Annotated in this window: 15 protein-coding genes; 13 read left to right on the plus strand and 2 right to left on the minus strand. The window is 45.0% G+C overall.

The features are described from left to right. From ACKFKH_RS07850 to ACKFKH_RS07870, 5 genes are all read left to right on the plus strand, one after another. On the plus strand, window positions 1–2,963 hold a 2,963-nt coding region (locus ACKFKH_RS07850), incomplete at its 5' end, for a hypothetical protein (RefSeq protein ID WP_446857706.1). Between the two features lie 22 nt (window positions 2,964–2,985). Continuing rightward, entirely contained in the window at window positions 2,986–3,537 is a 552-nt protein-coding gene (locus ACKFKH_RS07855) for a CIS tube protein (RefSeq protein ID WP_446857707.1), read from the plus strand. A gap of 58 nt (window positions 3,538–3,595) precedes the next feature. Continuing rightward, entirely contained in the window at window positions 3,596–5,464 is a 1,869-nt protein-coding gene (locus ACKFKH_RS07860) for a VgrG-related protein (protein ID WP_446857708.1), read from the plus strand. 24 nt (window positions 5,465–5,488) lie between these two features. Further along, the gene (locus ACKFKH_RS07865) at window positions 5,489–5,794 is read left to right on the plus strand and encodes a PAAR domain-containing protein (protein WP_446857709.1); all 306 of its coding nucleotides are present in this window, start codon (window positions 5,489–5,491) and stop codon (window positions 5,792–5,794) included. Between the two features lie 149 nt (window positions 5,795–5,943). Then, window positions 5,944–6,162 (plus strand): hypothetical protein, encoded by a 219-nt coding sequence (locus ACKFKH_RS07870; protein ID WP_446857710.1) that lies wholly within the window; start codon window positions 5,944–5,946, stop codon window positions 6,160–6,162. A gap of 62 nt (window positions 6,163–6,224) precedes the next feature. On the opposite strand, the gene ACKFKH_RS07875 is transcribed toward ACKFKH_RS07870, so the two are convergent. Both ACKFKH_RS07875 and ACKFKH_RS07880 read right to left on the minus strand, forming a co-directional pair. Next, window positions 6,225–6,503: a hypothetical protein gene (locus ACKFKH_RS07875; RefSeq protein WP_446857711.1), complete on the minus strand. Its 279-nt coding sequence runs from the start codon at window positions 6,501–6,503 to the stop codon at window positions 6,225–6,227. Between the two features lie 34 nt (window positions 6,504–6,537). After that, window positions 6,538–7,113 (minus strand): hypothetical protein, encoded by a 576-nt coding sequence (locus ACKFKH_RS07880; protein ID WP_446857712.1) that lies wholly within the window; start codon window positions 7,111–7,113, stop codon window positions 6,538–6,540. Window positions 7,114–7,416: 303 nt separating this feature from the next. Here ACKFKH_RS07880 and ACKFKH_RS07885 point away from each other — a divergent pair, with 303 nt between their 5' ends. From ACKFKH_RS07885 to ACKFKH_RS07920, 8 genes are all read left to right on the plus strand, one after another. Next, window positions 7,417–8,013, plus strand: coding sequence for a Uma2 family endonuclease (locus ACKFKH_RS07885; protein ID WP_446857713.1), 597 nt, complete (start codon window positions 7,417–7,419; stop codon window positions 8,011–8,013). Between the two features lie 77 nt (window positions 8,014–8,090). Continuing rightward, window positions 8,091–8,351: a type II toxin-antitoxin system HicB family antitoxin gene (locus ACKFKH_RS07890; RefSeq protein ID WP_446857714.1), complete on the plus strand. Its 261-nt coding sequence runs from the start codon at window positions 8,091–8,093 to the stop codon at window positions 8,349–8,351. 27 nt (window positions 8,352–8,378) lie between these two features. Then, the gene (locus ACKFKH_RS07895; RefSeq protein ID WP_446857715.1) at window positions 8,379–8,579 is read left to right on the plus strand and encodes a type II toxin-antitoxin system HicA family toxin; all 201 of its coding nucleotides are present in this window, start codon (window positions 8,379–8,381) and stop codon (window positions 8,577–8,579) included. A gap of 266 nt (window positions 8,580–8,845) precedes the next feature. Beyond that, window positions 8,846–9,286, plus strand: coding sequence for a GPW/gp25 family protein (locus ACKFKH_RS07900; RefSeq protein WP_446857716.1), 441 nt, complete (start codon window positions 8,846–8,848; stop codon window positions 9,284–9,286). Between the two features lie 12 nt (window positions 9,287–9,298). Next, window positions 9,299–11,626: a putative baseplate assembly protein gene (locus ACKFKH_RS07905; RefSeq protein ID WP_446857717.1), complete on the plus strand. Its 2,328-nt coding sequence runs from the start codon at window positions 9,299–9,301 to the stop codon at window positions 11,624–11,626. A gap of 37 nt (window positions 11,627–11,663) precedes the next feature. Further along, the gene (locus ACKFKH_RS07910) at window positions 11,664–12,356 is read left to right on the plus strand and encodes a phage tail protein (protein WP_446857718.1); all 693 of its coding nucleotides are present in this window, start codon (window positions 11,664–11,666) and stop codon (window positions 12,354–12,356) included. Then, on the plus strand, window positions 12,353–14,053 hold the full coding sequence (locus ACKFKH_RS07915) for a hypothetical protein (protein WP_446857719.1): 1,701 nt from the start codon (window positions 12,353–12,355) through the stop codon (window positions 14,051–14,053). Before ACKFKH_RS07910 ends, ACKFKH_RS07915 begins: the two co-directional genes overlap by 4 nt. Before the next feature lie 2 nt (window positions 14,054–14,055). Further along, window positions 14,056–15,612: a hypothetical protein gene (locus ACKFKH_RS07920; RefSeq protein ID WP_446857720.1), complete on the plus strand. Its 1,557-nt coding sequence runs from the start codon at window positions 14,056–14,058 to the stop codon at window positions 15,610–15,612. Window positions 15,613–15,667 lie beyond the last annotated feature (55 nt).

The raw sequence follows: 15,667 nt of genomic DNA on the forward strand, positions 1-15,667 counted from the left end.
CACCAGAATTAATTCGGCGAGAAGCAATTCAAAAATCTGAAGAAATTGCTCATGGCACCCAGGAAGCTGTAAAAAAGATTGCTTATGTTAACTCTGAAAGTTCGTTGATCAAGCCACCCATTCCAGATGAGAGCGCTACAGGTTTTGAGACAGAATTAAAAATAGAAACAAGTCCTGCTCAAGCTCAGGTCAATGATTCCCTTATTCAAAGAGAGATTATTTCAAGCAGTAAAGCTTTTTCTAATACTAGCAACCCGCAAATAATCGCAGCGATCGCACAATCTAGTCCTGAAATAAAATCACTAGCTGATCAGAAGCTTTCCTCACCCGAAGGTATCTCTAAAAATGCAACTATTAGCTCTAATAATACTCAGTCTTTAAACCTATCTGATGCAAGTAATCAAACTATTCCTAGTACGCCAAGTAAGTCAAAAGAAGGTGATTTAAAAAACGACTTAGATTCACAGTCAAGTGCTTTAAAGGTTGATGAAGTTCTAATGCAACGGACATTAGATATCGCGCCTGCTGATCAAATAAGTCGCTCGCCAGATAATGAAAGCTCTATTCAAACTTACGAAGTTAGCACTCAACCAGAGACTGACTCTATCCAAATTCAGCGATCGACATTACGATCGCCTGACCTGTCTGAGATAGCACTCCACAACTTCCCCAACCAGACTACTGGATTCCAGCAAAAAGAAGTATCTTCCTTAGAGAATGAAGTCGCTGTCACTTCTGCATTAGCAGACCCCAATTCTAAAACTGCCAAAGATACCATTGCTGTAGAACTTAGCAATGTTAGTTCTATCAAAAATGTGTTGCAATCTAAACCCATCTCTCCGGGTGAAGTAGTGACCGCTCAAGCTCAAATAGCATCCGACCAAGTAAATAATAGTGAGACAGATGTTCAATTAAAAATCGCCAATCTAAAGCAAGAAGCACTACATAAATCATCAACAATTGAGATACTAAATCCACCTTTGTTAGGAGGCTTACAGACAGAAGTCACCATTCAACAAGCACCTTGGGAACGACCAGAAGGATGGAGTGTCCTCAAAAATGTTTCACAGCCGCCTCCTGATGTCCAGAAATTTGCTGCTTCAAGACAACAGAATTCAATCCCTTTGCTTGATGTTAGTGATATCGTTCAGCGCCAAACTTCGTCGAGTTTAGAACAATCTAAAAGTTTAGATGCTGCTTCCTCTAATGTCACCTTTGAAAGTTTTAGAGAATCTTCTTTTGACGATTTCATGCTAGAGAATTCTATTCAACGATCGCTAGAGATTTCTTCTAATCAACCAGCCAATCTATCTGAATCTCAAGCGCTTGATAAATCTTCAATTTCTCCTTCTCTACAAGCTGATTCTTTTAATGTTCAGAAATTAGAATCTGCTACCCTGAGTGAGGAAACGGAGGCAGCGACCGTACCTTCTCATCTTGAAGTTCCATCTCCAATAGCGAATTCTGCTGAGAATCTGATTAGTCAACCTGAAACTTTTACAGACGACACAAGATTGATCGAAAATGAGGTGTTACAAGAAAAGACATCTGCTTTATCTGAAGGTCTTCCTGGTTCTAAATTACAGTTAAAAGCCTTTGTACCTGATTCTAAATCAATTATTTCGGAACAAGGCTCTTTAGAGAGATCAAGAAGTAATGATGTCACGCTGCTAAATTGTAAGGAGTTGGATAATTATTCTGAGGTAACTAACGCTCCTCCAGCCAGCTTTGTAGAATCTAATTTACCTCAAGCTATTGAGAACGATCGTTTGAAAGAGGAAGTCAATGAGCCTGCGATCGTTCCATCTAAAACTTCACAAAATCCCTCTATTTCTGCTTTACAAACCACTTCCAAAGAATTAAATAGTCAACAGGCGAATTATCAGAACCTTATTCAATTCAAGCTGAAAGAGAACCAAAGCGATTCGTCTTTGGAGCAGACATCTACTCTAGCTTCACCTATTCAAAAAAAGCCTGAGAGTGTTAAGTCGGAAACTACTTTTAGTAATTCTAATAATTTATTGGGTCAAGCGTCTTCTAGTTCTGAAAAATCTCGAAGTGAGGTGAATTTATCGGAAGAGAATACTATTACTCCTGTTGCACAATCGCTGAGAGTATTAGAGAGTCTTGCTCAATTACAACCAATCAATCAAACGATTAACTTACAGCGATCGCCCGCCCGCACACATCCTAAATCCTCTCATTCTAGTAACTTGTTCAACTCCTCTCAAGCTCCTGCTAAAGGTCACGGAATTATTCAGCGATCGCCGTCTAGTCCCTCTAGTGAAAGAGTAAATTCAACCTCTATAAAGCCGCTTCCTGAACAACAAGACAGTAGGATTGATGTAGAAACGTATTCATCTCTAGTTGATTTACAGGCGGTTCAAACTAAGCTTAGAAAAACTCGTTTGGTTCAGACGAAATCTGCTAATCATCCTACAAATAATTCACCCATACAGAACAGTCAAATCGACAAATCACAAGCCTCTATTGAATTCATATCTTCCGAGCAAGATCCTCCGTCTAGCTGGTCAAATCTGTCTGAATTAGCAGGCGAAGCAGTGAATAGTGTAGGCAGAAATTCAAAAATAATACAGCGCTCAACTAACAGTCAACCTTCTTCGGAATCAAAAGATTTAATCTTTACCCCAGAGGGCTTTCATAATGCGAATACTGAAAAAACTCAATCCGTAAAATCTTCTCGAAGTCTCCTTAAGGTGGATCAGCAGAAGTCTTTGATTCAAGCTAAACGCAATCCCAATGCTTACGTATCTCCTGTTGACCAGAATATTTTAGAAGAAACGATCGACCTTCAATCTGACACGCAAACCATAGACGAATCTGCTCAAAATTTCGATCACAACCTACAAATTTTGGCCCAAGTGATTTATGGTCAACTTCAGCAACAATTAGCGATCAGGCGAGAGCGTCAAGGACAGCATTCCGGTCGTTTGCCTTGGTGATTATTTAACTATTAGGAAACCTATGACAAATGCAAATCGCAACAACACCGTCGCATCTGGAAAACTCGAAAAAGCGAAGTTGATATCCGATGAAAGTGACACGATCGAGTTTATGTTTAATCCGACCGAGCTAGTTTTTCAGCAGGCAGTTCGCCTTAATCAAAGCGCCGGAAGTCGCACTAAATCTGGCTTATCAAAAATTAGTTTTGCCCATCCCGAACCCTGCACGCTCACCCTTACTAATCTTGTGTTTGATACTTATGAACAAGGCACGGACGTTTTAGATTACCTCAAAAAGTTGATCAAAGCCGTTCACTTTGCAGAGAAAGGTAGCGCCGTTGGAAAACGTCCCCCCATTTACTTATTCACCTGGGGCGACCAACAATATCTACGTTGTTTTGTAGAACAAATCACTTATAAATTGACACGGTTTTTAGCCAATGGTTTACCTGTACAAGCAAAAGTAGACATCACGCTAACTGAGATCGACGAACCCACGACACAAGGAAATAACAAAGCCGTCGCGAACCGAAATGGAGACAGTCGATCGAACCGCACCATCTTCGGCCGCTAATCGTATTCATCCCTCCTCGCGAATGCGGGGCAAAGCCCTCCCTCATCCCTCATTCCTCATGCCTGTTCTCTACATTCCCGAACTCCTCCTCGAAATTGACGGACAGCCCGCCTCAGCTAATCTGATGGAGGACATTCTGCAAGTCACAGTTGAAGAAAGTTTACACCTGCCAGGGATGTTTACGCTGATGCTCAATAACAGCTACTTCTCAGGACGATCGCAGGATCAAGTTTGGGAACATCAGAACACATTCACAATTGGCAAAGCGATCAAGATTGGCTTCATCTCCAGCACAACGCAGGCAACAGAATTTTCTGAAGTTAATGAGGAGTTTGTGCTGCAAGCTGAGATTACTGCGATCGAGACTCACTTCACTCAGAGATCACAGGCTCCAATTATCATTCGTGGCTATGATGTCGCCCATCGCTTGCATCGGGGGCGCTTTAATCGATCGTTTCAGAATATGAAAGATAGTGACATTGTGCAAAAGATTTTGGGCGAAATTGGAATTAAAGGAGGCACGATCGAGACCAGTAATCCGACTCACGATTATGTGTTTCAAGAAAATCAAACAAACATGGAGTTTTTGCGAGAACGTGCCGCCCGGATTGGATTTGAGCTATTTGTACAAGATGGTAAACTTAACTTTCGTAAACCAAAAATCGGAGATTCATTAGATCTGAAATGGCTGCGAGAAATTCATAGCTTTCAGGTGCGGGTAACTAGTGCAGAACAGGTGAACGAGGTAGAAGTGCGCGGGTGGGACTATACGCAAAAGAAGCCAATTATTTCTAATAAAAGTGCAGATCAAGTTTTGACCAAAACAGAATACGGCAAAGGTAAAACTACAAGTCAAGCATTTGATGGTAAGCCAGCGAATCCCAAAATGATTGTGGTTGATCAACCCATTTTTAGCACCGATGAAGCTGATTTGATGGCACAAGCTTTGGTGGATGAGTTGGGAGGAGAATTTATGCAAGCAGATGCGATCGCTGAAGGAGATCCCGCCATCCGACCCGGACGAGTCGCAAAACTCTCAGATTTAGGAAAATATAGCGGCAAGTATTATGTGACTGACACGCGACACTGCTATATACAAGGAGTCTACACGACAGAATTTAGTGTGCGAGGGCTGCGGGGTGAAAGTCAAATAGCCTCTCCTCAAACCCATTTGCAACCGGGACAAACCCTCATGGTCGGCATTGTCAGCAATAACAAAGATCCGAAGGGTTGGGGGCGTGTTCGAGTTAAGTTGCCGACGCTGACTGAAGCGGATGAAAGTAACTGGGCGCGAGTCGTCGGAGTGGGCGCGGGTGCAAACCGTGGCTTTGATTGTCTGCCCGAAATTAATGACGAAGTGTTGGTTGCATTTGAGCATGGAGACATTCATCGTCCCTATGTCATTGGAGGGGTTTGGAATGGGAAAGATGCACCGCCGGAAAAAACTGAGAATACAGTTGTGGATGGTAAGGTACGTCTGAGAACAATCAAAACGCGCATCGGACACCAAATACAGTTTGTCGAAGAAGATAAAGGAGATAGTAAAGTCGGTGTCTACGTCAAGACGAAAGCTGGACATCACATTCATCTCAATGATACTGAGAAGTTTATTGAAGTCAAAACCAACGGAGGTCACAAACTGCGATTGGATGACAGCGATAAAACAATTAGTCTGACTTCAACCGGAGATATCGCCGTCAAATCGGGCACAACTGGAACGTCTCGAAAAATTAGCTTAAATGCTGGTGAGATTGCTCTGACGGGAACTCAGAAGATTACCTTAACCGTTGGAGGAAGCACGATCGAAGTCACTCCCACAGGCATCAAAATTCAAGCAGCCGTAACGGTCGATCTTCAAGCCGTGACCACGAATGTCAAGGGAAGTGCGATCGTTCAAGTCCAAGGTGGATTAATCAAACTCAACTAATCAACTTAACTCATTAAGAACGCTATGTTTCCAGCTGCCCGAATTACTGATTTGACTGTGACAGGCGACGCAATTTTGCCCCCCGGTGTGCCCACTGTTTTGATCGGGGGGGTGCCAGCCGCTTGTGTGGGTGATCAAGTTATGGGGCCAGTGATCAACTACGCTCCAGGCGTGATTACGATCGGCTCTTTGACCGTGTTGATTAGTGGTCGCCCTGCTGCGCGAGTTACGTCTGTCGTCACAGGGAATACGATCGGCCCTTTAGGTACGCCTATTCCCGTCGCTACTACCATCATCAAAGGACAGCCCAACGTCTTGATCGGCGGCTAGGAAATTGGCTATAGGATTAATTCCCCTGTAATTCGCATTGCTTTTAATGTGGTTCAGCAATGGCAAAAACCAGGGTTATCACATGAACTAGAGACGCTAATTCTGCAAGCAACGAATCCACCCTACAACGTGATGATTCCGAGAGAGATATGAATCTAACACTGATCACACAACACCTTCCACTAGAAGCCGTTCATCAATTCTTAGAGCATGTGCCTGGTTATGTGAAAGCTGCTCTCCTCGAAAAATCGACTGAACTAGATTGCCCGATCGAAGCCGTTGTAGAGATGGCGGGCAGCTTTGCTGTGCCAAAGGCAACGCGAGTTTCCTACATGAGGAAGCCTTCAGTTTTGAAGATTGCTTACTAGCCAAACGATTGCAAGAGAAAGCGTAGAAGTATTTTGAACCAGTCATCTAATGCGATCGCAGTTCACGCAGATTTTCGAGGAGCCAGTTTCTCAGTAACCTTTTCTTGTACTTTCCCTTGAAACCCTGCCACCAATTCTTCTACTTCCTGCTGAGACAACACACCTCCAAATCGCGCAGACACGAGCGCTACTAACTTTGCAGAATCGCTCTCGAAAAGCTCTAGACGCAGTATTTCACCCAAGCGATCGCCCAAGTCTGCTCCTGCACTAATCACGCCACCTGCCTCTTCCTCAATCTGCGCGAGTTCCTTGGCTTGCGCCTCCGTAAACCTTGAATCCATGAGCTTCTCCTGAGTAAACCAGCCACAATACACTCTACAAATCCAACTCATCCATCACCGAGGGACGAGGACGATACCATTCAAAATATCGCAAATTCTCGTAGTTTTCATCCAGATCACAGTCTGCCATGTTCAGCTTTCGGTAAAACGCTTCTGCCTCTGGCAAAGAATGCACACCTACTAATCCACCGTACCCCAACTCCTCGCTTCGGAGTTGAGCAAATCGCATGAGCGTACCTCCCACCGCCCGAAATTCAATCGGGGTTTGCAAATCCGCTCGGTTCCACGGAGCCGTCGCCAACCGACTCACATAGACAATCCGCCGATTTTGATCAAAAAAGGAGCGCTTCCCCCTCGTTCGGAGCATCATTAGCCCTTGCGTCATTTGCTCCTGCTCAATAGCGTATCCTTCTGCTTCACCACTGGGCACTAGGACGCGCTGCTTCCATTCCCAATCGAAAAATTTATCAGCCGCTTCGACTTGCTGTAGCCGAGATTTCCAGAAGGTTTCATAATCGTCTAAGTGTTTCTCTGTTAGCGTCACCAGTAACCCCGTGACGATCGCTCCACTGCTTCCTCGAATCAGTGGCACTTTAATTTGGATGGACACAGTAAGCTTTTTACCCAAACTTCAGCATTGAGATGATAACAAGATTGCCCGATCGAAGCCGTTGTAGAGATGGCGGGCAGCTTTGCTGTGCCAAAGGCAACGCGAGTTTCCTACATGAGGAAGCCTTCAGTTTTGAAGATTGCTTACTAGCCAAACGATTGCAAGAGAAAGCATAAAAGTATTTTGAGAGGCACGATCGCGCCCCCCCTCAAGCAAACCGCGATCGCACAGTGTCTGAAAGGATCGCGCTCTGTCTCGACGTGTCATACTTACTCTTATCAGTCCTCGACTTCTTCTTGTCAGATGACACAGACCCCACTAAGAGAATCCCCAACTCAAGATCAACGCATTGTGTATCCGGGACGAACCTGGGAGCAGTTCAAACACATTCAGAAAGGATTTGAAGACTCGATCGGGGTACGCCTGTTTTACTATGATGGAACCATTGAAATTCTGATGCCAGGACGCGAACATGAACTCTTTGGGCACATCATCGGTTGGTTAATCACATGCTTTCTGGCACAGAAGGGAATTTTCTTTCAGCCGACAGGCTCCATGACTCAAGAGCGAGAACGAGAAGCATCGGCTCAAGCGGATCAGTCTTATTGCATTGGAAGTGTCAAGCCAATTCCTGACCTTTCGATCGAAGTTGTTTTCACCAGTGGCGGAATCGATAAACTTGCACGATACAGAGTGCTAGGCGTTCCCGAAGTTTGGTTCTGGCAGGACGGGGTATTGATGCTTTATTCTCTTAACACGGATGGTTATAAACGTGTTGATTGCAGTCAGTTATCAGGCTTAGAAGATCTAGATATCGATTTACTGAAACGCTGTATTCTGCTTGCTGAGACAGATGCAGGAGAAGCTATCAGAGTTTTTCAGCAGGAAATCGCCCAATAGAGTTAGATATTGATAGGTTTAATCTTCGCTTGATTGCTCACCTCTATAATATGAGAATATGGCTGGCAGAAGGAAAAATGACGACTTCAAGAGTCTCGATCGCGACAACCGACAAAACGACTCAAACGTTTACAGCTATTCTTCACTGGGAAGAGGAGGTGTACGTAGCGGAGTGCCCGGAAGTTGGAACTGCAAGCCAGGGAGAAACCATTGAGGAAGCCCTCGCTAATCTACGCGAAGCAACTGAGCTTTATCTAGAAGAGTTTCCGCTGCCTAAAATTGCACGTCGTCTGATTACAGCTTTTGAGGTTGCCCATGCCCAAGCTACCAAGGGTTAAAGCAACGGAAGTCATTCGATAGAAAGGTTGGGATTTGAGCAGGTGCGCCAAAAAGGGAGTCACGTCATTCTGAAGAAGCAAGTCACGCTTGGAGAAGGAGAAGAACAGGAAACCATTGAGGTTGGCTGTGTTGTGCCGTTGCATCAAAAAGAGGTGGCAGTGGGGACATTGAGCAATATTCTTAGACAAGCAGATGTTTCCATAGAAGAATTTATCCAGCACTTGTAAAAATAATCATGCGATCTCTCTAGAATCTATAGCCTCCTGACATCTAAAACTGAGCGATCGCACAGTACCTAATAGGATTGACCTCTTCGAGCTATCGGTTAGCAGATCGCGATTCCCCCAACACCGAACTCTGAACTAGTCATCTGTTGCGATCGCGATTCACACAGAGTTTCGAGGAGCTAGTTTTTCGGCTCATTCTCGACTTTTGGCGAATAGTTTTCCCTGCCCCACTTAAGTAATCTGGCCTCAATCTCAGACGCGAGACTATGGTCAACAATGCAAAATCCGATTATCTTGGCTCAGGGCTGGCGCTGCCGTTGCGACAAACTTTGCAGGGTAGACTTCAGTTTACATTGCCGATTAACTCGCAGGGTAATTTGGCGCTGAGTGTGGGCGATCGCAACATTCAAGAGTCGATTTGGATTATCTTGGGCACCAAACTAGGAGAGCGGGTGTATCGTCCAAACTTTGGGTCGCGATTGTCAGAATTGGTGTTTGCGCCGATGAGTACTCAAACGCTATTGCTGATTCGGCTTTATGTGCGAGATGCGTTGGAAATGTGGGAACCGCGCATTCTGTTACAGGACGTTTTAACGGAGCCGAATCCGATCAAAGGGCAGGTTTTGATTAGCATTCAGTATCACATTAAGGAGACTTACGACCCGCGCAGTCTGGTTTATCCGTTTTATCTGATGCCGTCCAGCTAATAGGGATTTGTGATGGAAACATTTGATTTTTTGCCTCAATTACCTAAGTCAAATCTGGACGATCGTACATTTCAGGATCTAGTAGACGAGTGTATTGTTCGCATTCCACATTATTGTCCGGAGTGGACGAACTACAATCCTAGCGATCCGGGCGTGACGTTGATAGAACTGTTTGCCTGGTTGACGGATCAGATGTTGGTGCGATTCAATCAGATTCCTCGACGTAACTATATTACATTCCTCGAACTGTTGGGGATACGGTTGCAGCCGCCCAAATCTGCCCAGGTTGATGTCACCTTCTACCTCAGTGCTGCTCAGACAGAATTCAACCGTCTTCCTGCCATTCCCGCCGGAACCGAAGTCGCCACCGTCCGCACAGACACCGAGGATGCGATCGTATTCAGCACAGATCAAGAACTGGCGATCGGCTGTCCCAAAATCAAACATTTTCTCACGGCAGAGAATGCGGCTGACCCGGCGGGTACGCTGCGAGATGGATTTGATCAGACAGGCTGGCGACGAACCGATCTGGGTGCCTGGGAGAATGTGGTTGCAAGCCCGCTGTTTCCAGGGGTGCAGGTGGATTCGCCCAATGGGAATGTTCCTCACACGGCGCTGTTGCCGATCGTTGAAAGTTGCTTTTATCTGGTCTTGCGCGAAGATGAGCCGCTGGCGGGCAATGTGATTGTGCTGACGTTTCGCGGCGAAGTTGCACAGAGTACAGGGATTATTCCTCAAAATCCGCCTCGTCAGTGGGAAGCCTGGGACGGCGAGAAATGGGTGCCCGTTTTACTCAAAGAAACGGATGATCAGACCGAAGGATTTAGCTTTCACAATGCCTCAAAAGTCGAGGGTACGATCTCTTCGAGTGGCCCGCAAGGGGTCGCAGAAGCTGACATCATTTTGCACACGCCGCCTCGCTGGATGGTCACTGAGTCCCCGAATGCCGAAACCCCCTATAAAGGCTACTGGCTGCGCTGTGTTCATATTGCGCCGAGAAGCGGTCAGTTTGTTTATCATCGATCGCCGCGAATTGTGGGCATCAGTGCGCGATCGATTGGAGGAACGATCGGAACCTCGCAAAGTGTCTTAGTAGAAGATGAAATTTTGGGAATTAGTGATGGTAATGCAGGGCAAACTTTTCAGCTTCAGCGCACGCCTGTTTTACCGAGAAGTTCGTCAGAACATATTCAAGTGAAACTGCCTACTGGAGAACGCCAAACTTGGGAAGAAGTTCAAGATTTTGGCAATTCTTCGGCTGATAGTTTTCATTACACTGTGGATGCAATTACCGGAATTGTCCAGTTTGGGCCGCTGATTCGAGAACCTGCTCAATTGCAACAGCAAACAAAATCTTATATCGAAAAATTACAAGAACAATTTCAGCGCGATCAGCTACAGCAAAGACAAGATACGATGCAAATAAACGGTGCGCTCAAAGATCCAATTCGACAATCGGATTTGCGACCAAAGCTCGATCGTCAGTATGGATGCATTCCCGTCAAAGGGGCTGAAATCCTCATGACTTATCGCACTGGAGGCGGACACAAAGGGAATGTTGCAGCCGGAACAATCACAATTCTTAAGTCTGCTTTTCCCTATGTCGCCAGTGTGAACAATGCAACGATCGCTCGCAATGGAACGGATGCGGAATCGATTGATGAAGCCGTAATCAAAGTTCCGAAAACGCTGCGAACTCGCGATCGAGCCGTGACGAAAGAAGATTTTGAAACGCTAACCCTGGAAGCGGGTGGTGGCGCGATTGCACATGTCCGAGCGATGTCGATTAAACCTGGAATGATGCATTTGTTAATCGTGCCGTGGGTTGACCCAGACGCAATCGCACAAGGAAAAGGAAAGCCTGATTTATACATTCCAGACGACAAACTTAAGGAGCGAGTGAAAGATTATTTACACGATCGATTGATGCCAGGAATCGGAATAGAGTTTATTGATCCAACCTATGTCGGAATCACGGTTGAAACAGAAGTTGCACTCGAACCAGAATACTACAAAGATCACGAAAAGATTCGCGATCGCTTAAAACGAGTTCTCTATGAGTTTCTCAATCCGATCGTCGGCGGCACGAATGGTAAAGGCTGGACGTTTGGGCGACCCGTTTACGCTTCTGATATTGTCAGACTGCTACAAAAAGAGCCTGGAATCCGCTATGTGAATGAGGTGCAACTGTTTGAACTACATCGGAAACAAGATGGTTCCTGGGCTTCGACGGTTCCCACTCACAAAAGCTTTGTCAATCCCGGTGATGGACTAATTTTCTCGTGGAGCGACGCGAAACTGCAATCAGATCACTACATCAGTACGATCGAAGCTGAATGAATCGATCCAAATCACTTTATGCAATGCTAAAACTCACATGAATCTTGCAGTCGATACTCAATCAATTTTCGTTCATGATGCTGCTATCGCGCATGGGAGCGATCGTCGCAGTCTGTACCTGGATTTCTTACCTGAAATCTACCAGGAAATTGATTTAGTGAATCGCTTGCTCATGATATTTGAGGAAGCCTTTGAACCGTCTGTCCAGACTCTAGACACGCTTTGGGCTTACCTTGACCCCTTAACTGCACCCGATGCGATGCTGCCGTTTCTGGCTCACTGGGTCGGTTGGTCGTTTGACATTCCGTTTGATCCAGAACAGCAAAGACGACTGATTCGGCAGGCCATTGAGCTTTATCGCTGGCGGGGCACTCGTCGAGGGTTGCGGCTCTATCTGCATCTAGTCACAAAATTACCGCTAGATGATCACTTGACCCGTGCAGAAGACGAACCTAAAAAACATATTAGTATTCAGACCGATCGTAGCCAGGGATTTGTGATTGGCGGTTGCATTGGTTTGAAGAATCTTCTAGGCGAGGGGAATCCTTATCATTTTGTGGTGCATTTGCGCTGTGATAATACGGGTCAAATTAACGAATCCTTGGTTCGTCAGGTAATCGAACAGGAAAAGCCCGCTTTCTGCACCTATGACCTTTTTATTCATCCTGTTAACACTCATGTGATTCACTCTGTTGATCCCTGCTCGCCTAAGAATCTAGTAGAACAATGACTCAACCCTGGTCTTCGCCAATCAATCTCTTTAAGCGGCTTTACGTCAAAGACGGTCTGCCAATAGATGCCGATCGCTGGAATGTAGCACACGATTATCACCGACGGCGACAAGACGCTCACCATCAAGCATTCAATCAATCGGGAATCATCTCAGGATTGGGTGTGAGAATCATTTCAGCACCGAAAGATGTAGAAGAGCAGTATAAAAGTAGTCCTTGGGTAGAGATACAACCAGGCATGGCGATCGATACATTTGGTAACTTTATGGTTCTAGCTAAACCAGAAGTTTTTAGAATCGCAGGGCAAACAAATCGTGAAACGCTAACTGAATACTTAGTGATCAGTTATGTCAATCCAGATGAATTCATTGCACAAGAACATCCTAAATCTTCACTCGATGGTGTGGTCATTGAGCAAGCAAGAATTTATGAAAAAGATCAGCCGCCGATCGACGGAGAAGTTGAACTATGTCGGATGCGGTTCAAACCTGAGAATGGAGTGCTTCGGCTCAGTCATCCCCTCAATGTTTTTGCGCCCGGTGACAACACGCTAGATTTTAGCTACCGAGTGCAGGCGCGATCGCGTCCTCAAGCCGTTGTACAGGTTGCTCAAGCCTTTTATGATCAGTCCAAACGAGAACAGCGCGATCAAGATGAGGCCCGCCTTTCTTCACTTTTACGATCGGTGGAGGCGCTCTATCCAGCGATCGCAGCCAAACAAATCTCTCAAATCAATCTAAGCCGAGAACCTGAAAATATTGTTTCCTTAAAACCAGTTAATAATCCAGGAGCGCAGGTTTTAGAATTACTAAACAAACTGATCACCCAACAAGAAACGGTTGATCCTAAAACGCGAAGCAACATGCTCCAGTTAATGGAGCAACTCTCAGAAGTGATTCAGGGACGATCAGATCTGTCAACGCAAAATAATATTCGCCAGCTAATCAGCCGACTTTCGGATAAAACAGCTAATTCGTTAGAGGCAGCGCTGGATCAAAAGCTGAGTGTACAGCTATCAGAACTTCTAAAAGAACTCTTAAAGTATGACTTAATTTATTTCAGAATGACTGCTACAGAATCACTTATAGAATCCGTTCAAGATGAACTAAAACAATACCTGTTAACAGGAGGTGTGCTTTTAGTCGAAGCCTCTCTCAAAGAAACAGAGATTGGTCAGAAGATTGAAGAACTAATTAACTTACAACAAGAATTGCAGGTTGCGATCGCTCAATCAGAAACCACGATCGATTCATTAATCTCCACAAAAAACACCGCTAAAATTCAAGAATATCAAACCATTCAAAATCAACTTCAGGAATCCCTTAACGCAGTTCAATCAAAGCTGAAACGAGCGATCGACGAGTTTTGTTACGATTTCAAAGACCTGGCTGAAACTCAACTCAATCAGCCTTTAGAGGATCTGGAAAACTTGATCCAACAGCCGGATCATCCCCTACGATCGCAGCCTTTTCTCTTTTCTGCTTTGCCTGTTATTGAAGGACAACCGATCAAGATTTTGGTTGGTGGCGGCATTGTTTTTGTTTTAGGTAATCTGTCTTCAGCCTGGGGAGTTGATCCTCGATCGCTGCTCCCACGAGAGACCATTCGGACGGCTCAAGAGATGGGCATTAACATTCTCTATTTTGCCCATCGTAGAAAGCAAATGACGCAGTTATTAAACCCAACGGCTGGATAACAATGGCTTCTATTCGACGCATCATTAAAGTATTTTTGGTGATCCAAGTGGTGGCAACTGGGTTACTCATTTGGCGATCGACCTTCAAGGAAAAGGAAGCGGTGGATCAACTGGCTAATCAGTTAAGTCAATCCGTCACTGAGAGCATTGAGCAGCGGGTGCAAGTCTATCTAGGCGAACCGAGACAAGCGGCAACCGCCATTACGTCAATTTTGCAGAGTAGCGATGCCAAATCAGAAACACTGACGACGACCATTCAAAGTTTGGCAACCACTTCTGATTTAGAGCCGCTCACCCCGTTTTTGTGGAATCAAGTGCTACGAGATGATTCGGTCAATGTGTTGTTTCTGACGAATACTAAGGGAGCGGCGATCGTCGTTGATCACAATAGGAATCAAACGGCTCTTCATTTACGCAATCCTGACGGAAAAGAGAAAAAGTGGTCGCGTTATGAGTTGAATCAGGTGGGCGAAAAATTGGGTCAGCGACGTGACAGTGAATTGGAAGCGATCGACCCCCTCAAGCGTCCCTGGTATGAGTTTGCAGCCGATAAGCGTCAACCCGCCTGGACAGGATTCTACGAAGATGCCAACAAACACGAGAATGCTTTGACGGATCTAGTGATGACGCTGGTAGTCCCTGTTGTTAAAAAAAGTGACAACACGATTATGGGTGTTTTTGGAGTCGATCGAACTCCGGATGAGATCAGCCAATTACTCGCAACACTCAAGCTAGGAGATGCAAAAGTCAACCGAACTTACATCATTAACTGTATCACTCAAGAAGTCATCGCAAGCTCAGATTTTGCAACACATTTGGGAGGAAAAGGCGAAAGAAATCGACTGCTAAAACTGAACGAAAGTCACGATCAGCTTGTTAAAAATTTATTCTCAGAACAACCCATCCAAAACACGGCTGAGAACCAAAGTGTAAATCAACCTGTAAATCAACCTGTAAATCAATGTGCAAACATCAAATTACCAACTTTACGATTTACGGCTGATGGTGAGAAACAAATTGCTCAAGTGGTTCCCTTACAGCTAAAAGATATTCAAGGGCTAAATTGGTTAATTGTAGTAGTGATGCCTGCTTCCTATTTCACAGGAAAAGTTAACACCAATAACAACGCCTTTTATATTCTGTTTTTAGTGGCTTCGATCATTCTGATGGGATGGGCAGTTCTCAAATGGGTGCTCACGCCGATCGACCTTTTGTTAAATGCAGCAGATGACGTTAGAAAAACCAGCTTGCAAAATGTTGAGCAATACGCAGCGATTGATGAGGAAAATTTTAAAAAACAGCAAGAAGAACGCAAAAAAGAAAAATTTGAACCTGAATTAATCGAATTGACAAAACGCGAAAATGAAATGGGTGCTTTTGCTGACAAATTTGTAGACATGGCAATGGTGATTGAAACTCTCAACGGTCAGCTAGTTGATGATGTGGTTTCCCTGAGACAAAATCGCAACGAAGTCGATGAGATTTATAAACAAACGAGGGAAAGCCAAAAACTGCTCCACCAGGGGCTAATCGACCGCACAAAGCAGCTTGATCCATAAGATTCATAAACTTAATTCTTACAAAGCAGTTCACTCACTTTGCGTAAATTACCTT

It is taken from the genome of Phormidesmis sp. 146-20, assembly GCF_052939475.1.

Coding starts and splice junctions, on each gene's coding strand:
- ACKFKH_RS07855 (WP_446857707.1), top strand. CDS start 2,986: ATGACAAATGCAAATCGCAACAACACCGTCGCATCTGGAAAACTCGAA.
- ACKFKH_RS07860 (WP_446857708.1), top strand. CDS start 3,596: ATGCCTGTTCTCTACATTCCCGAACTCCTCCTCGAAATTGACGGACAG.
- ACKFKH_RS07865 (WP_446857709.1), top strand. CDS start 5,489: ATGTTTCCAGCTGCCCGAATTACTGATTTGACTGTGACAGGCGACGCA.
- ACKFKH_RS07870 (WP_446857710.1), top strand. CDS start 5,944: ATGAATCTAACACTGATCACACAACACCTTCCACTAGAAGCCGTTCAT.
- ACKFKH_RS07875 (WP_446857711.1), bottom strand. CDS start 6,503: ATGGATTCAAGGTTTACGGAGGCGCAAGCCAAGGAACTCGCGCAGATT.
- ACKFKH_RS07885 (WP_446857713.1), top strand. CDS start 7,417: ATGACACAGACCCCACTAAGAGAATCCCCAACTCAAGATCAACGCATT.
- ACKFKH_RS07890 (WP_446857714.1), top strand. CDS start 8,091: ATGACGACTTCAAGAGTCTCGATCGCGACAACCGACAAAACGACTCAA.
- ACKFKH_RS07900 (WP_446857716.1), top strand. CDS start 8,846: ATGGTCAACAATGCAAAATCCGATTATCTTGGCTCAGGGCTGGCGCTG.
- ACKFKH_RS07905 (WP_446857717.1), top strand. CDS start 9,299: ATGGAAACATTTGATTTTTTGCCTCAATTACCTAAGTCAAATCTGGAC.
- ACKFKH_RS07910 (WP_446857718.1), top strand. CDS start 11,664: ATGAATCTTGCAGTCGATACTCAATCAATTTTCGTTCATGATGCTGCT.
- ACKFKH_RS07915 (WP_446857719.1), top strand. CDS start 12,353: ATGACTCAACCCTGGTCTTCGCCAATCAATCTCTTTAAGCGGCTTTAC.
- ACKFKH_RS07920 (WP_446857720.1), top strand. CDS start 14,056: ATGGCTTCTATTCGACGCATCATTAAAGTATTTTTGGTGATCCAAGTG.